This window comes from Chryseobacterium lactis (genome assembly GCF_003815875.1).
GTDB lineage: Bacteria > Bacteroidota > Bacteroidia > Flavobacteriales > Weeksellaceae > Chryseobacterium > Chryseobacterium lactis.
Genome location: NZ_CP033924.1, coordinates 2,752,359 through 2,767,579, shown reverse-complemented (window position 1 = coordinate 2,767,579; position 15,221 = coordinate 2,752,359). Strand labels below are relative to the sequence as shown.

At 35.2% G+C, this 15,221-nt stretch carries 16 protein-coding genes and 4 tRNA genes; 9 read left to right on the top strand and 11 right to left on the bottom strand.

Features of this window, described 5'->3' with window-relative positions; all coding sequences use genetic code 11:
- Position 1: 1 nt before the first annotated feature.
- The 5 genes from EG342_RS12300 to EG342_RS12280 all read right to left on the bottom strand — a co-directional run bounded on the left by EG342_RS12300 (position 2) and on the right by EG342_RS12280 (position 3,698).
- On the bottom strand, positions 2–448 hold the full coding sequence (locus EG342_RS12300; RefSeq protein ID WP_103293572.1) for a transposase: 447 nt from the start codon (positions 446–448) through the stop codon (positions 2–4).
- A 161-nt stretch (positions 449–609) separates the two neighbouring features.
- A complete protein-coding gene (locus EG342_RS12295; RefSeq protein ID WP_103293573.1) occupies positions 610–1,446 on the bottom strand; it encodes a helix-turn-helix domain-containing protein in 837 nt (278 codons plus the stop codon).
- Positions 1,447–1,541: 95 nt separating this feature from the next.
- Entirely contained in the window at positions 1,542–2,369 is an 828-nt protein-coding gene (locus EG342_RS12290; protein ID WP_103293574.1) for an AraC family transcriptional regulator, read from the bottom strand.
- 94 nt (positions 2,370–2,463) lie between these two features.
- On the bottom strand, positions 2,464–3,327 hold the full coding sequence (locus EG342_RS12285) for a helix-turn-helix domain-containing protein (RefSeq protein WP_103293575.1): 864 nt from the start codon (positions 3,325–3,327) through the stop codon (positions 2,464–2,466).
- Between the two features lie 167 nt (positions 3,328–3,494).
- Positions 3,495–3,698, bottom strand: coding sequence for a hypothetical protein (locus EG342_RS12280; RefSeq protein WP_123868089.1), 204 nt, complete (start codon positions 3,696–3,698; stop codon positions 3,495–3,497).
- Between the two features lie 576 nt (positions 3,699–4,274).
- Here EG342_RS12280 and EG342_RS12275 point away from each other — a divergent pair.
- The 3 genes from EG342_RS12275 (at position 4,275) to EG342_RS12265 (ending at position 7,451) form a co-directional block, all read left to right on the top strand.
- Positions 4,275–5,120 carry a helix-turn-helix domain-containing protein gene (locus EG342_RS12275; protein WP_103293576.1) on the top strand — a complete coding sequence of 282 codons (846 nt, stop codon included), beginning with the start codon at positions 4,275–4,277 and terminating at the stop codon, positions 5,118–5,120.
- A gap of 298 nt (positions 5,121–5,418) precedes the next feature.
- Positions 5,419–6,885, top strand: coding sequence for a DUF11 domain-containing protein (locus EG342_RS12270; protein WP_103293577.1), 1,467 nt, complete (start codon positions 5,419–5,421; stop codon positions 6,883–6,885).
- Between the two features lie 20 nt (positions 6,886–6,905).
- The gene (locus EG342_RS12265; protein WP_103293578.1) at positions 6,906–7,451 is read left to right on the top strand and encodes a hypothetical protein; all 546 of its coding nucleotides are present in this window, start codon (positions 6,906–6,908) and stop codon (positions 7,449–7,451) included.
- Positions 7,452–7,788: 337 nt separating this feature from the next.
- Here the strand turns inward: EG342_RS12265 and EG342_RS12260 are convergent, their stop codons facing one another.
- Positions 7,789–8,310 carry a thermonuclease family protein gene (locus EG342_RS12260; protein ID WP_103293579.1) on the bottom strand — a complete coding sequence of 174 codons (522 nt, stop codon included), beginning with the start codon at positions 8,308–8,310 and terminating at the stop codon, positions 7,789–7,791.
- Between the two features lie 154 nt (positions 8,311–8,464).
- Positions 8,465–8,962 carry a hypothetical protein gene (locus tag EG342_RS12255; protein WP_103293580.1) on the bottom strand — a complete coding sequence of 166 codons (498 nt, stop codon included), beginning with the start codon at positions 8,960–8,962 and terminating at the stop codon, positions 8,465–8,467.
- Between the two features lie 288 nt (positions 8,963–9,250).
- Between EG342_RS12255 and EG342_RS12250 the strand changes: the two genes are divergently transcribed.
- The 5 genes from EG342_RS12250 to EG342_RS12230 all read left to right on the top strand — a co-directional run bounded on the left by EG342_RS12250 (position 9,251) and on the right by EG342_RS12230 (position 10,023).
- Positions 9,251–9,325, top strand: a tRNA-Pro gene (locus EG342_RS12250).
- 30 nt (positions 9,326–9,355) lie between these two features.
- Positions 9,356–9,432, top strand: a tRNA-Arg gene (locus tag EG342_RS12245).
- 86 nt (positions 9,433–9,518) lie between these two features.
- Positions 9,519–9,593, top strand: a tRNA-Pro gene (locus EG342_RS12240).
- Positions 9,594–9,624: 31 nt separating this feature from the next.
- Positions 9,625–9,698, top strand: a tRNA-Arg gene (locus EG342_RS12235).
- 52 nt (positions 9,699–9,750) lie between these two features.
- Positions 9,751–10,023 (top strand): GIY-YIG nuclease family protein, encoded by a 273-nt coding sequence (locus EG342_RS12230; protein WP_103293581.1) that lies wholly within the window; start codon positions 9,751–9,753, stop codon positions 10,021–10,023.
- A gap of 669 nt (positions 10,024–10,692) precedes the next feature.
- Here the strand turns inward: EG342_RS12230 and EG342_RS12225 are convergent.
- Together EG342_RS12225 and EG342_RS12220 are read right to left on the bottom strand one after the other, a co-directional pair.
- Entirely contained in the window at positions 10,693–11,604 is a 912-nt protein-coding gene (locus EG342_RS12225; RefSeq protein ID WP_103293609.1) for a helix-turn-helix domain-containing protein, read from the bottom strand.
- 40 nt (positions 11,605–11,644) lie between these two features.
- Complete coding sequence (locus EG342_RS12220; protein ID WP_103293610.1) at positions 11,645–12,580, bottom strand: NAD-dependent epimerase/dehydratase family protein; 936 nt, start codon at positions 12,578–12,580, stop codon at positions 11,645–11,647.
- A 255-nt stretch (positions 12,581–12,835) separates the two neighbouring features.
- Between EG342_RS12220 and EG342_RS12215 the strand changes: the two genes are divergently transcribed.
- The gene (locus EG342_RS12215) at positions 12,836–13,252 is read left to right on the top strand and encodes an EamA family transporter (RefSeq protein ID WP_103293582.1); all 417 of its coding nucleotides are present in this window, start codon (positions 12,836–12,838) and stop codon (positions 13,250–13,252) included.
- Between the two features lie 317 nt (positions 13,253–13,569).
- Here EG342_RS12215 and EG342_RS12210 read toward each other — a convergent pair whose 3' ends face one another.
- Together EG342_RS12210 and EG342_RS12205 are read right to left on the bottom strand one after the other, a co-directional pair.
- Positions 13,570–14,202: an MgtC/SapB family protein gene (locus EG342_RS12210; protein ID WP_103293583.1), complete on the bottom strand. Its 633-nt coding sequence runs from the start codon at positions 14,200–14,202 to the stop codon at positions 13,570–13,572.
- Positions 14,203–14,351: 149 nt separating this feature from the next.
- Positions 14,352–15,200: an SH3 domain-containing protein gene (locus EG342_RS12205; RefSeq protein ID WP_103293584.1), complete on the bottom strand. Its 849-nt coding sequence runs from the start codon at positions 15,198–15,200 to the stop codon at positions 14,352–14,354.
- Positions 15,201–15,221 lie beyond the last annotated feature (21 nt).

Sequence of the window (15,221 nt, the reverse complement as noted above, 5' to 3'; positions counted from 1 at the left end):
TTCACAATTCAGAAGAAGACCGGTTTTCAGAGTATTTTAAGCTCCATTTATTTAAGGTAGATTTGGGGATTCTGTATTCTGTGATCACCTGATTTTTGGTCATTTCTCCACTTTCAATCTGCTCCAGGATAAAACTTATCAACTCCCGGCTATAGATATTCTTTCTGAAAACAGGTAAAGATGATGAGCTTTTCGTTTCTTTTGAATTCGATTTTGCGGATAACGGTGCATAAAGAATGAGATGATGCGAATACAGCCTGAAAAAATCATATTCAAGGAGTTTGCACCATCTGAGTAAGTGGTCTGTTGAGATATTCTGACTATCATACATGAGTCTGATTTCCGTTATCGGTAACTTAAAAAAATTAGAAATACGGTCTTCATTAATTTCCAGCTCTTCTACTTTTATTTTGATTAATTTCCCAATGTGGATCTCTTTAAAGTTCATTCGATATCGGATTTATTCATTATTAACTACGGCTCTTTCAAAAATAAGTTTAATGGCAGTTTTTAGAATATCAGATATTATTCAAATACTTTAGGATTTTATATCAACAAGGAAATTAAAACGGATTACCAGTGATCTTTAATTGAAAAAGAAAAATATAGTTACATTCCCGTTTCGCGAAATCGTTTCGGGTAAAATCCTGTTTTTCTATAGATATAAGCAGAAAAAAAAGGGATGGAGTGAAAACCCAGGTCAAGCGAGATCTCCTTAATGGTTTGACTGGTTCCTAAAAGCATTCTCTTCGCTTCCAGCACTACTCTTGAATCGATTATATCTTTGGCAGTCTGCCCCGTTTCACCTTTCACCAAAATATTAAGATAATTGGGTGTTACCGCTAGTTTGTCTGCATAAAACTTCACGGATTTTGATTCCGGAAAATGAGCCTCAATTAAGCGGGAGAAATTAGAAACGATGGGAGAAATTTTAACTTGATCAACCTCATCAATACTATTTTCATTAACCATATGACTGATCAGATTAATAATCAATTGAGTTCTCAGGCTGATTATTTTAGAACGAATGGTTTTATCCTGAATTTCCTGATTAAGCAAAATAAATTCATTGCGCAATTTATTGGATTGGCTCTCGGAAAGGGTAACAATAGGCAAATTATTAAGATGTTGCGAAGAGAATTTTGTCCCGAATAAATTCATTTCTACAAATTTCCTTGAAACAATAAGCTTATGTCCAACCGCAATTTCCGTCTTCCACGAATGGATCTGGCCGGGAAATGATATATGAATCTGATGATCTGACTCGTGATATTCTAAAAAGTCAACAGAGTGCACCCCTTTACATTTTTCAAAAAAAATAAATACATAGGAATCAGGAGAGCGAAAATTAGACATTTCACTTGCTCCTGCCACAGGAATATAGGTAATATGGTCTGTAATCTGATCTTCCCACTCAAGATCTTTTTCTATGTATATCTTATTCACCTTGGAGTCCTTATTTTTTTGTGAAAAACAATTTTTATGCCTATCCGGCGTGTGAATAATTTTAAAATCAGCTAATTTTCAATATAAAATTAATTTCAGACCTGTTTTCGATAAGCTGTGGGAGATACTCCTACGTATTTTTTAAAATATCTTGAGAAATGAACATAGTTTTGGAAGCTGTAATCGTAGGCAATATTGATAAGCAAATCATCAGAAGTAATGATCTCTTTCTTGATAACCGGAATAACGACCATATCGATCACTACAGAAGCTGTTTTCTTCAGGTGTTTTTTACAAAGTACATTCAAGTAATTGGGTGTGATTCCCAGATGGCCCGCATAGAAATTTACAGTTCTTTCTTCTTTAAAATATTTCCTGATTAAAACAATAAACATAAATAATACGGGATGTTGATCATATACCTGAAAATCCCCGGAGGTTTTTCGTATTTCCCTACTGAGACTTTGCAGGATAATTTTTGTTTTTGCATAAATAATATACTGCATCACACATGAATGCTCAAGAGTTTCAAATGCGATATCTCTGCATTCTTTTTCAAGTAAAGCAAATGTCTCTTTGGAAATATTAATAACAGGCAATTTCTGATAAACAATGGCCGGAATCTGTACACCTCCCATCAATTCTGCATATTTATGCTTAGATATAATAATGAGATGAAAATAAGTAGGCTCCGTAAACGTCAATCCATGCATTTGTCCCGGAAATACCATATGAACATGCCTTTTTTGTATAGGATGCTTTTCTGATCCAATGGTGTGAATCCCCTTCCCTTTTTTAAACAAAAAAATAGACAGAAAATCATCTTTCAGGACCGTTCCTATTTTACGAATATCCTGATCGCTGCACTCGACATATATAATATCGTTTGCTTCACTACCCTTTCCTGATAATAATTGTTTCATTTTAAAAAATTTTGATTGTACAGGCTATGACCATACGATTGACCAATGCCTTTACATAGTCAACATGTTATATTAAAAACCCGGTTATAATTTTTTACCCGATCTTACTCTTATGGTATTTTAATAAAAAATCACGGGGAGACATTCCCGTATTGTTGCTAAAAAAAACCGAAAATCCGGACAGGTCTTTAAATCCAAGATCAAACGCAATCTCCTTAATGGATTTATTAGAATTAATCAGTAATGTTTTAATTTCAAGTATCAATTCATTATTGATGATGGATGAAGCCGTTTTATTAAAATATCGTTTGCAGATAATGTTAAGATAATTGGGACTTAATGACATTTTATCTGCATAAAACTTCACATTCTTTTCTGCTCTGAAATGCAGTATGACCAATTTAAAGAATTCTGCAAGCTTTTTAGTGGCCGCATTTTCATCATCAATGAAGAAAAGCCTGCAGGCTTCTTTACTAATCATTAAAGTAAGTATTCTTATCCTCGGCAGTACAATTTCCCAGATATTTTCATTGTGCTGAAGCTCATGATAAATGTTCTGAAATTCGTAAAGAATCCTGTAAAATATCTCGGAGGAAAGCTTAAAGCTGGGATGCTTCATATAGAAAGAAAAAGGAAACATCAGATAGTTACCAAAAGTATCAAGTATTTGCCTGGAAACAACAAACCGATAAGCTTTAATACAGTTTTCATAATTACACTGATGAATCTGCCCTGGAAAAACGAGGTGCATCTGGAATTCTTTCAGTGGAAATTCAACAAGATCAATGGTGTGCGTGCCATCTGCTTTTTCGAATAAAATAACGGTAAAATAATCAGTATTCACTTCTTTCTCAAACAGGCAATTATCAATTAATTCTTGATACAATACTCCATTATAGGCATTAAGATTATACTGAAAGCTGTCTGAGACAGATTGATGATGTATTTTTTCATCCATAAAAAAGTGATTGATAAAATAATTAGACAAAAAAATATTCAAAAGAAAAATGGGGTAACAAAACAGATCATATCATCTGCTGAAATCGTACGTTGTGTGTTTTTAGAATCGTAGATGAATCACTTCGCTCTCTGGAATCTGTATTGACGCAGAGAGAGAGTATGCAATTACACCATCCTGAGCGACATTGCACTGATTATCTTTGGTTTTAGCTGATCACCAATAAGATTTACATCTGTTTTCTGAGAATCTTCTGTTATCTCTGAAGTGGCATTAAGAGTCTTCACATCTATGTCAACCTGAACTTTGTTAAAAGTCATCGACATTACGAGCAGCAGTGGAGACAGTATTATTTTTATTAAATTTTGCATACTATTTCATTTTACCAGATTGATTTATTTGAATCTCTGCATTGAGGTCAATTCAAATAGACAATCGATTTATATTGCAAAATTAGCAAGCAATCGTTCTTTGATTATTATATATATTATTCATCAATTTATTCAAATCATAACATCGTTTGTCATTTTTATAATAAAAATTAACGATTTTATAAAAACATTTACAATCAAGTCTTCTATTTCATTGGTGAATCACAATCGATTCCAGACCATCAGCCTTTTATTTTTTTGATTATCTCCAGTTACAAAAACCATTTATCTATAAATTCTATAAGTAATTAAATAATTCCATATCTATTCCCGAAAAACTAATCATTTATTTTTACAATCCAAATCTTCCGACACTACGTTCTACAGGTAAACATTTGAAAAGCCCGGCTTTGCATATTCCTATGAAACCCCTGATTATTAAAATTCTTTATCAGCTTACATCATAGCATTATTCTTATGTAGATCCTGAACTGCGCTATCTTATAACGATTGCACTGAAAGTGAATTATTCAATTCAAATGATACTTTCCGGAAAAAAAATGTAAAAAATATTCTATGCAGACATTTAAATATCTTCAGGAAACACTACAGTCATCATCTGAGGTTTTATATTTTAAAACAATAGGAAATACCCATCAGTATTATGATTTTATCACTTACGATTACTTTATTCTTATGCTTTTTGAAAAAGGTAACGGTCTCAATGTTATGGATGAGGTATCTTACAAAATCAATCCTTTTCAGATGCATCTTTACTTTCCGGAACAAACATTATTCTATCAGTTAAGTCCGGATGCTATTGTTCACGAAATACATATTTCTAATGAGCTTTTCAGATTAGTAAGCCAACATCTGAAACATTCTTTTGCGTATTATAAAAAAAATCCGGTAATCAATCTGACTCCTGAGGTGTTCAGTAAAATCGTAAAAGAATGCATCGGAATCCGGGATGAGCTTAGTATGGAACTAGGAATACAGCAAATCATTAAATACCGCCTACATATTATTTCAATGATGATCAGCAGAGAAATTTATGACCATCTGCCAGGGAACGACGGCCAGCCTCCCCTACTTCTTAAAAAATTTCTAAAGCTGGTTATTCTTCATCATAAAGAAAACCGTTCAGTTACGTTTTATTCGGAACAACTTGGTATCACCTCCAATTATCTGACTATTCTATGTAGAAAGTATTACTCCAGCACCGCTACTGCAGTCATCAACGGAGAAGTCATACAGGGCATAAAATCATATCTGGCTAATACGCGAATTCCCATTAAAGAAATCGCCTTAGAATATAGCTTCTATGAAATGTCTACATTTTCCAGTTTTTTCAAAAAACATACAGGAATGCCGCCTTCAGGATATCGGGAAAAACATTTTGTATCGCGGACTTTAATATAAGTCATTCGAGACCTGTAAGTCATAAATATCTTAACAACGCTCAATATTTTTCTCTGATGAAAATCCTGAACACCGGGATTTTCATTTTTTCTTAAAACAAATCTACAATAATTCCACATATACCTATTATTCAAATAGTTGCATATTTTATAATTTCTATTAACAGCCCTAAAAGATGGTATAAAATCCATAACAATCTGGATAATTTGCTAGCATGTATCCACAAAACAATCCGATACTTTTGTCACGTTTTAAAACAATCATCAATAGATTCCTCTACTAAATTCATTTACCAATTATGGATAGAAAAATACCGATTCTTCTCTTGTTATCAATAGGTTCTTTATTCCCTTTATTTGGCCAAACAGCTCCCAATCTGGAATTTGCAACTGCATCAGGTGACGGAAATCCTACCGGAAATGGGCCGGTGACTTCTACTGTCATTAGCTTTAATAAAAATACGAATAACCCCGGCGGAGATACATTTTCTTTGTACGCTCCCCAGTTAAAAGCAACATTCACTATTTCCAATATGCAGTATAACTCAGCGGCCAGTATCGGATCTGCGATTAACAATGCATCAGCACCTATTTTTCCGTTGTTAAATTCAATAGGAAGCCCTGCCAATAACAATTTCACTTCTTCCGGTGCCTCAACAGGAACGGGTATAAATACCGGGTTTAACAGAGGGATTGGCTTATTTGTCAATTCTTCAGTACTGTCCGGACAATCTACCAATGGTACTTATCAAATGGCTGATCTTGTTATTACATTCAACCGACCAGTTGATAATCCTATTCTTCATATAGGTGGCATGGGTGGTGTACAAGGTTCTATGGGGCTTACTGCAGGTTTTGAATACGTATCTTCAAATATTCCTGTAACATTCTCAAGGCTTTCCGGAAACTCAAATAATTTCATGGTAACCTCTACTACCATTCACAATACAGCCCCAACGCCTTCTACTTCAGGAGCCAATTCCGGATCAGGCTCAGTGCTGGTGACCGGGAAAGGGATTACAAGTCTTACTCTAAGGCTCACGATGCGTGGATCCGGGCAACAGGCTAATTGGCAAAGCGGAACCGGCGATCAGGTGATGATGGGAATCTCTTTATTGGAAAGTAATCTTTCAATAACAAAATCAGTAAACAACCCTACTCCTAAAAGCGGTACTAATGTCATTTTTACACTAACGGCTCAAAATAGCGGAGCATCAAATAACACCAATGTTAAAGTTACTGATCAGTTACCGGACGGTTACACTTTTATCAATGCTTCAACCGCTACCGGTTCTTACAATAATTCATCAGGGGTATGGACTATCGGAAATTTAAATGATGGAAGTTCAACCACCTTAGATATCACAACAAAAGTGAATTACGCCGGAAATTATACGAACACAGCAAATATTACGGGTGATATAAACGATCCGGACACTTCGAATAACAGTTCCTCATCAACACCAAATGTCCAAACCGTTTGTTACGAAGACAAAAACTCAGTCTCAGCAGGTATCAATTCTAAATTCGGAATAACAACATTAAAAAGAGCAGGAAATAATACATGGCCTACCACAAGAAATTCGGCGCATATGGTATTGGAGTCCAATAATAAAGGATTTGTAATCACTCGTATAGAAAAAGCTTCTTTAGGTAATATCACCAATCCTGTGGAAGGAATGATAGTGTATGACCTAACTGATAAATGTCTTAAAGTATTTGCAGATGGAGTATGGAGCTGCTTTTCAAAACCAACATGTCCATAATTAAAATCTTGTATTAATATATGAAAAAGCTACTTATCATTATATCTGCGGTGATATCACAGACCATATTTTCACAGGTAATCATTGGCGATACTACAGGCTCTGCATCCAATAAAACATCTGTTTTACTTGAATTTCCGAACGGACAAAATAAAGGAATTATACTTCCTTACACGCGCACTCTGCCCTCTTCTCCAACAGAAGGCACCCTTCTTCTTGATGCGGCGACCAATACCTCTTCAAGGATAAAATATTACAACGGATCATGGATTGATCTGAGCGGACAGGATGCTGATCTAACTTCAGTTCTTTCTGATCAACCCACAAACGCTCAGATTTTGGAAGAATCGAATGCAAAGGTGATTATCGGTTCCAACAATTCCACAGCCAGCGGAGTATTGGTGTTGGAATCTCAAACAAAGGCCCTCTTGCTTCCTTCAGCAGAAAGTACTGATGAGATTCCCAACCCTTCTCCCGGGATGATCATTTTCATTCGTAAAAACGGGGCTAAAAGGTTAGCTGTATTCAATGGAAACAAATGGTCTTACTGGATGGCCGGTAATTAGACTTTCTCACAATAAAAACACGAAGTTCAAATATACCAACCTCATTCACAGACACACAAATAATGAAAACAACCGGGAAAGAACATTGATCTTTTCCGGTTTGTTTTTTCCAATTTTATGGTAATTTCCATCAATCATTGGTATAAAAAAAGCAACATATTGAATGATTGGGACAACCTTTAAAACAACAGATCAAAGTACTTTTGTAAAAATCTGGATGTAATCGTTTTTAAGTTTTGATTAATACATAAGTTCCAGGTTTAATTACATTTATTTCATCATGATACCGGAGGGTCTGTCCTCCGGATTTTTTAGGATAAAATCCCTTCATCAAAAATTAAGCAGCTCCTTTAGTTTTTAATTGATCTTTAGCCAATTCATTTTTCTTATTTCTCAATTCCCGTTTCATTTTTCTGTATTCCCAGGGAGCAACGGCATGTACATCCTGCCATAGACCAATCTTTTCACGTTGGGCATTCTCCTGCAGTTTTCCTAATGAAGTATCTTTAGAATAGGAAAAATACCACCAACCCATACCCGCCTTAATCAACTCTTTAGAAAGGTATTTTCCGTTATCATAATATACTTTGGCAATGGAACGTCCGTAACGGTCTGTACTCGTTTCAGTAAAATTAATCATCTTTCCAAATACCTGAGAAGAGGTAAATTGTTTGGCACTTTTTCCGAATGGCTGCCCGCTTTCAGGACAATCGACTTCGGCCAGCCTGAGTTTTTTCTGTTGGTTTCCTTTTAAGAGGATGGTAATGGTATCCCCATCTGAAATTTTAATTACTTTTCCGGTAGTTTGAGAAAACATAAGTAGCGGAAAAAGTAAACACACAAGCATTAATCGTTTCATGAGGCAAAGATAAAGGTATGTAAACAAAATCCCAACCTCTCTATGAACGAAAGGTTGGGATTTATTATTGAATTGTTAAGGATTTATAACCCATAAACCTTTCAAAACTCAAGTTAAAATTGCAGTTAAAAACTGGTAGTTCAATATCATAAATTTAAAAACCTGAAGTCCATAGTAAGTTATTTAAAGTAAACCGACCAATGATAAAATCATCAGGATAGTCTTTAAATCCCATCATCTTTTTACAATTATTGACAACATCATTAGCTTTATATTCATTTAAAAATACTCCAAGGGTTCTTTCATCATCTAAATAAGTATCAATAGTACAAGCATGGCTAACCTGAAAAATATATTCTAAGTTCAACTCTTTTATAGACTTGCTTTTTTCAGTTATTATATCTTCTTTATGTAAATAGTCTCTTCCGATTTCCCCTACAACACCATCAAATCCATTTCGCCAGTGAATTTTGTTTAATTCATACTTTCTAGTAACCATTCCATCAGGATAGGTACTAAATCCAGGTAGCTCTAAAGCGATTATTTTTGATTTTTCGAGCATTTCCATATCATCAAAATACCCTAAAAACTTGAAAGCCGTGTGAGTTTCATCTCTATAAATATGCTCGAGTCCATATACAAAGTAATTCATAGTAGTAGTTTTTCGTTAACAGGGTTAATTTTAAAAGTATCTGCTCCAATACAAGGGTGAAAATTGTTTTTGAAATAAAGTTTTTTTAAAGTGGAGATCAATACTTAAAAATTTTTTTTTCTTTTCTTAAATAAGATAAGTCAATGGTTATGAATTGGGTAAAGTTAATAAAAAAGTCGTCACGAAAAATTAATTAAAAATTATCCTATAATTTATTTTTTTATTCCAAAAAGTATTGTACCTTTGCAACCGCAAAAACGAAGTAAAATTCGTTATTGATGGCCATCTCGGGGCGTAGCGTAGTCCGGTCATCGCGCCTGGTTTGGGACCAGGAGGTCGCAGGTTCGAATCCTGCCGCCCCGACTGTTTAGTAATTTTCTCAAAATTACAAATGGGTGCGTAGCTCAGCTGGATAGAGCATCTGCCTTCTAAGCAGACGGTCAAAGGTTCGAATCCTTTCGCGCTCACCAAAAGGCTCACAGTTTTTGTGGGTTTTTTTGTTTCAAAAACATTGTATTTTACAGTTGTAAAAATATCATTGTTATGATGACTGCCTCGGGGCGTAGCGTAGTCCGGTCATCGCGCCTGGTTTGGGACCAGGAGGTCGCAGGTTCGAATCCTGCCGCCCCGACTGTTTTAGTAATTTTCTCAAAATTACAAATGGGTGCGTAGCTCAGCTGGATAGAGCATCTGCCTTCTAAGCAGACGGTCAAAGGTTCGAATCCTTTCGCGCTCACTAAAAACCTCATCATTTTTTATGGTGAGGTTTTTTGTTTTACATTAGCCTAATGTGTTACTGTTATATCCTTTATTCAAAATCCTTAAATAAATATTATATCGGACATTCTTGTGAAGACCTACAAGAAAGGTTAAGAAAGCATATGTCAGATCACAAAGGATTTACTGCAAAAGTTAAAGACTGGATTATAATTTATACAGAAGAATTTAGCTCAAAAAAAGACGCATACAAGAGAGAACGAGAAGTGAAATCATGGAAAAGTAAAGCTAAAATCCTAAAACTTATTGATAATACAAGCGAGATAGAGCATCCCGATCTATAATCGGGACGGTCAAAGGTTCGAATCCTTTCGCGCTCACTAAAAACCTCATCATATTTTTATAGTGAGGTTTTTTGTTTTATGTACATTTCTTAAAATCTAAAAATTTATTGATAATACAAGCGAGATAGAGCATCCCGATTTATAATCGGGACGGTCAAAGGTTCGAATCCTTTCGCGATCACTAAAAACCTCATCATTTTTTATGGTGAGGTTTTTTGTTTTACATTCATTTCTTAAAATCTAAAAATTTACTGCTAATACAGGTAAGATAGAGCATCCCGATTTATAATCGGGACGGTCAAAGGTTCGAATCCTTTCGCGCTCACTAAAAACCTCATCATTTTTATGGTGAGGTTTTTTGTTTTATATGTATTTCTTAAAATCTATAAATTTATCGCTAATAAAGGTAAGATAGAGCATCCCGATTTATAATCGGGACGGTCAAAGGTTCGAATCCTTTCGCGCTCACTAAAAACCTCATCATATTTTTATGGTGAGGTTTTTTGTTTTATGTACATTTTTTAAAATCTAAAAATTTACTGCTAATAAAGGTAAGATAGAGCATCCCAATTTATTATCGGGACGGTCAAAGGTTCGAATCCTTCTGCGATCAATGAAAGCACTCGTAACTTTTGTAAATCTTTTTTACAGCAATAGAAAATCAACAAATCAATTAAATGTTGCTCTAAATTCCAATGGAGACAAAGAAGTACGGTTTTTAAATAACCTGTGAAAAGATTGTGGATGCTCAAATCCCAATTGATAAGCAATTTCTGAAACCGACATTTCCGTCGCAGACAGCATTTCTTTTGCTTTATCGATCAGTCGGTTCTGGATATGCTGTTGCGTGGTTTGCCCTGTTTGTACCCGAAGCATATCACTGAGGTAATTTGCGCTCAGGTTCAATTGATCTGCTATAAATTGGACAGTCGGAATACCGGTAAGAATCAGTTGATCATTCTTAAAATAATCATCCAACAGAGCTTCCAGCTTTGAAAGCAGGTCACTATTAACCTTTTTTCTGGTTAAAAACTGGCGGTTATAAAAGCGATCACAATATTTCAGCAGCAAATCCAGATTAGACACTATTAAGTCCTGGGTAAAGGAATCCATATTGGCATGTATTTCCTGCTCTACATTACCAATAATATCCATGATGGATCGTTCTTCTTTTTCTGAAAGGTATAACGCTTCATTGGAAGAATAAGAAAAGTATCCGTATTCTTTAATCTTTGTTGCCAAAGAATGACCGTATAAAAAATCAGGATGCACCATCAAAACAAATCCCTTTACATCATTCAGAAGAATATCTTCAAATTGCAATACCTGATGAGGAGCAATAAAATACATGATCCCTTCATCAAAATCGTAATACTGCTGCCCATATCTGCACTTTCCTCCCGCACAATCCTTTTTTAAGGTAACAACATAAAAGTCGGTTGTTATGGTATTGAGAATTGTTTCCTGCTCCAGTTTCACCTCATCGAAACTGAATACACTGATCAACGGATTTGAAGGCTTCTTCAATCCCAGAAAGGTGTGCAGTGCATGAATCGATGAAACTTTCTCCGGAGTTTTCATAGGTTGGCTTTCGGATGTATTCATCACTAATTTACTGATTTTATTTTTCTTGAAGCTGCTCATTTTTAATCTGATTAATTCCCTCCTTATAGGTTGTCACCTTAAATTCCGGGAACCTGCTTCTGAATTTTGAATCATCAAAAATATTGTCATGCTCATATCTGGGCAGCAATTCTAATAATTCTTTTAATTTTTCATTAAATAAAGCTCCCATTTTAAAGACAAATTTAGGAATGACCGAATACTTCAGATCCTTTCCATAGATTCCGGATGCTATTCTGATAAATTCCTGATAAGTTGGGTGACTTTTATCGACAGGAAGATGCCAGGTTTGCCCAAATGCATCTGGAGTATTTCCTATCAGTGCTGTTGCGCGGCTGGCATCAGGAGTCCATATTAAACTTCTTTTTTTTGTAATACTTAATGGCACCCTCAGTTTTTTACGGTCTCTGATATTATTAAAAATCAAGGTATTGGTAATGCTTTGCGTCTTACCGGGGCCATAAAATTCGGGTGCCCGACAGATAACCGCTTCAATCTCTCCCAATTGCATTGCTTTTAAGACCATTTCTGTCATTCGTTTTCTTACTCTTCCCTTTCTCCCAACCGGAGCAAAAATGGTATTTTCGGTTAAAATTCTGTCATCCTGAGGATACATATAAGTGTTATCAAAGAACACAAGTTTGGTTCCGTTAATTCTACAGGCTTCTATCACATTTTTCACAATCAAAGGAAACTGCTTCTCCCAAAGGTCAGAACTTATCGGAAGACCTAATGTAAAATAGGCGATCTCAGTATCTTTAAGTGCTTCAATGGCTTTTTCACGGATGGATAAATCTGCCGGGAACAATTCGTCAGTATCGTTTACTTTTTTTGCATCTCTGCTGACAATGCGAATAGCAGAGGTAAAATTTCTTTTTAATTCTCTTGCCAGCTCTTCACCAATCTGTCCGTTGGCTCCTAATATTGTTTGCATATTATTTTTAATAAGGTTAAACATATTATTTTTTGGTATTACAAAGTTCAGAAGAATTAAACCAAAGAAGGTATCTCAATTAAGGGAGGTTGTAACAGAATCTCTGTTTTCCAAATGAAGATATATCATTCCCTTTTAATTTTATAAAATCTATAGTTTTTATTCCTAACTTTAATTAACTAATAGTATGGTTCCAATCAACTATTCGGACGACTAATAATGGTACAGATCAATAATTTTTAAAACTTAAAAAATATGTGGTGGGTATACGCAATTCTTTCAGCTTTTTTCGCTTCACTGACAGCAATTTTCGCTAAAATCGGAATAACAGGAGTGAGCTCAAACCTTGCTACCGCTATCAGAAGTATCATCATTTTACTGGTTGCATGGGGAATCGTATTTGCCCGAAGTGAATATAAAGGAATTCCGGCACTTTCCCGCCATAATCTTATTTATATCGTTATTTCCGGTGTTGCAACAGGCCTTTCCTGGATATTTTATTTTAAAGCATTACAAATAGGTAAAGTAACACAGGTAGCTCCTGTAGATAAATTGAGTGTTGCTTTAACCATTGTGTTATCGGTAATTTTTCTCGGCGAATCTTTAACCTTAAAAACAGCTATAGGAGCTGTCCTGATCATCATAGGAACTGTCATCCTTATTTTTGAGTAGATCAAATCGTCATCCACAAAACTCTGCGATACGTTTCATGGAGTGAAAATTCCGGTTCACTGTCCAATTTTGCGGTGTCAGCTTAACTTTCACCTTCACAGCTAAGAATTCCTAGTAGATTTACATTGTAAACAGAGATCAATAGAGAAGTTAGTTTAATTGATTTAATCAAACATTGATTAAGGGTCAATAAAAATCTTTTTTGTGCACTGTAAATTCCTTATAGCCATCTAATGGCTAAACTATACACTTAATCATGTTTGGTAGGGTTGGTTGATACCAATCCTATTTTTTTTGCTAAATATCGAAAGTATTCTTTAAAATTTAAATTCTTCAATCGTCTTATCATTAAGCAAAACTTTTGCACAGCTTGCATGATTTTGAGCAGCTCCCTGAACAAGCCATACAATGGTAAATTTTTCACCGCTTCTCATCTGCTTTCCTCTTCTGGACTGTAAATGATGTTCTTTAAAAATATTTTCATATTTCTCCACGGCATCTTCATGATAAGGAAGGGTCACCTGGTAGGTATAGCGGGTACTTATCCTATCGATAACATTCTGAACGTACTTGAATACAATAAGCAATAAAAACACTGCCACAGAACCAATAATAGCTTCAGTATAATATCCGGCTCCTATCGTCATTCCTAAGGAGGCACAAATCCATATGGTAACAGCGGTTGTCAATCCCGAAACCCTGTTTTCTTCTTTAAAGATAACTCCTGCTCCTACAAAACCAATTCCTGTAATAATATTGGCAGCGATACGATCCGGGCTGGATCCCGCGCCAAGACTCGCAGAAAGCATCGTAAACATACAGGAACCCAAAGTTACCAAAATCATGGTTCTCAAACCAGCCGACTTCAGCTGATATTCTCTTTCAATCCCAATGATACCTCCTACAAAAATGGAAAATATAATCGGTAGCAAATCGTCAATAAAGCTCATCTGTTCGTTTTTTATCTCATGTAAAAATAAAATCTTTCCACTTGATTTGCAAATTAACATTTTACTTCCCAAGCCTTTACAAGAAAGACTTTGAGGCACAAAAAAACCACTGCATTATACAGTGGTCTAAAGTCTATTTATTTTAAAACTTATTTAAGTTTATACAAATTTCCGTTCCATAGATAGGTTTTGGAAGAGCGTTTTTTTGTTTCGCTATTCTTTTCATCTGTCTCAGCATCTTCTGTTTTAAGGATAAATGCATTGGGAATACCTCCTTTATCATTAGGAAAAACATAGGTTTCGCTATGATAGAACACTCCGGCATCACCAACATTCATTAATTGAGGAAGTGCAATTAATTTTTTATCTTTAAAAAGGATATATTGATCATATGTCGCAATACCACAAGCTTCGCCGGAAACCATTGCTTTTAAGGTAAATTCAACATTTTCCAGTTTGTGATTGCTTTCAATAGTAAAAGCAGCAGTATTAAGCTCTTCTCCTCTTCCGGTATTAAAATAAACCTCATCCAGCAGCGTATTTCCTTCCATCACTTTTACCCCTGCGATATTCTGTTTTTCGATGATATCGGCAAACTCTTTATTCTTCCGGTCCACGGTTTTTGAAAGTCCAAAAAGAAAAGCATAGCCATTTTTATTGCGATAGCCTACACAAAGATTGCCACCCCAAACATATCCTTCAGAAGTAACATCACCCTTTTGGTAGGAGATTTTATACCAATTGGCTTTCCTTTCCCCCAATTGCAAAACGGGAACGGCCTCCTCTTTCTTAAGAATCATTACCTGCTGGTTGGTAGATAAGGAATCTAAAATCTGAGCGTTAACACCAGGTTCCTTTCTGATTCTCGTCCAATCTGTAAAAATTTTCTGGGCTTTATTGTCTTCAAACCCAAAAACTCCGTCTGCATATACTTCATTTTCCTGAGCTGCAAAAAAGTGCAACGTCATTACAAATAAAGCTGTCCATAAAGTTTTCATATTTGTTATTTTGTTTTTGTA

Bases quoted from the DNA above. Each gene is read 5' to 3' on its own strand.
- EG342_RS12205 (WP_103293584.1), bottom strand. From the start codon at position 15,200: ATGAAAACTTTATGGACAGCTTTATTTGTAATGACGTTGCACTTTTTT.
- EG342_RS12225 (WP_103293609.1), bottom strand. From the start codon at position 11,604: ATGAAAACTCCGGAGAAAGTTTCATCGATTCATGCACTGCACACCTTT.
- EG342_RS12265 (WP_103293578.1), top strand. From the start codon at position 6,906: ATGAAAAAGCTACTTATCATTATATCTGCGGTGATATCACAGACCATA.
- EG342_RS12300 (WP_103293572.1), bottom strand. From the start codon at position 448: ATGAACTTTAAAGAGATCCACATTGGGAAATTAATCAAAATAAAAGTA.
- EG342_RS12230 (WP_103293581.1), top strand. From the start codon at position 9,751: ATGTGTTACTGTTATATCCTTTATTCAAAATCCTTAAATAAATATTAT.
- EG342_RS12270 (WP_103293577.1), top strand. From the start codon at position 5,419: ATGGATAGAAAAATACCGATTCTTCTCTTGTTATCAATAGGTTCTTTA.
- EG342_RS12210 (WP_103293583.1), bottom strand. From the start codon at position 14,202: ATGAGCTTTATTGACGATTTGCTACCGATTATATTTTCCATTTTTGTA.
- EG342_RS12260 (WP_103293579.1), bottom strand. From the start codon at position 8,310: ATGAAACGATTAATGCTTGTGTGTTTACTTTTTCCGCTACTTATGTTT.
- EG342_RS12290 (WP_103293574.1), bottom strand. From the start codon at position 2,369: ATGAAACAATTATTATCAGGAAAGGGTAGTGAAGCAAACGATATTATA.
- EG342_RS12215 (WP_103293582.1), top strand. From the start codon at position 12,836: ATGTGGTGGGTATACGCAATTCTTTCAGCTTTTTTCGCTTCACTGACA.
- EG342_RS12285 (WP_103293575.1), bottom strand. From the start codon at position 3,327: ATGGATGAAAAAATACATCATCAATCTGTCTCAGACAGCTTTCAGTAT.
- EG342_RS12275 (WP_103293576.1), top strand. From the start codon at position 4,275: ATGCAGACATTTAAATATCTTCAGGAAACACTACAGTCATCATCTGAG.
- EG342_RS12280 (WP_123868089.1), bottom strand. From the start codon at position 3,698: ATGCAAAATTTAATAAAAATAATACTGTCTCCACTGCTGCTCGTAATG.
- EG342_RS12255 (WP_103293580.1), bottom strand. From the start codon at position 8,962: ATGAATTACTTTGTATATGGACTCGAGCATATTTATAGAGATGAAACT.
- EG342_RS12220 (WP_103293610.1), bottom strand. From the start codon at position 12,580: ATGCAAACAATATTAGGAGCCAACGGACAGATTGGTGAAGAGCTGGCA.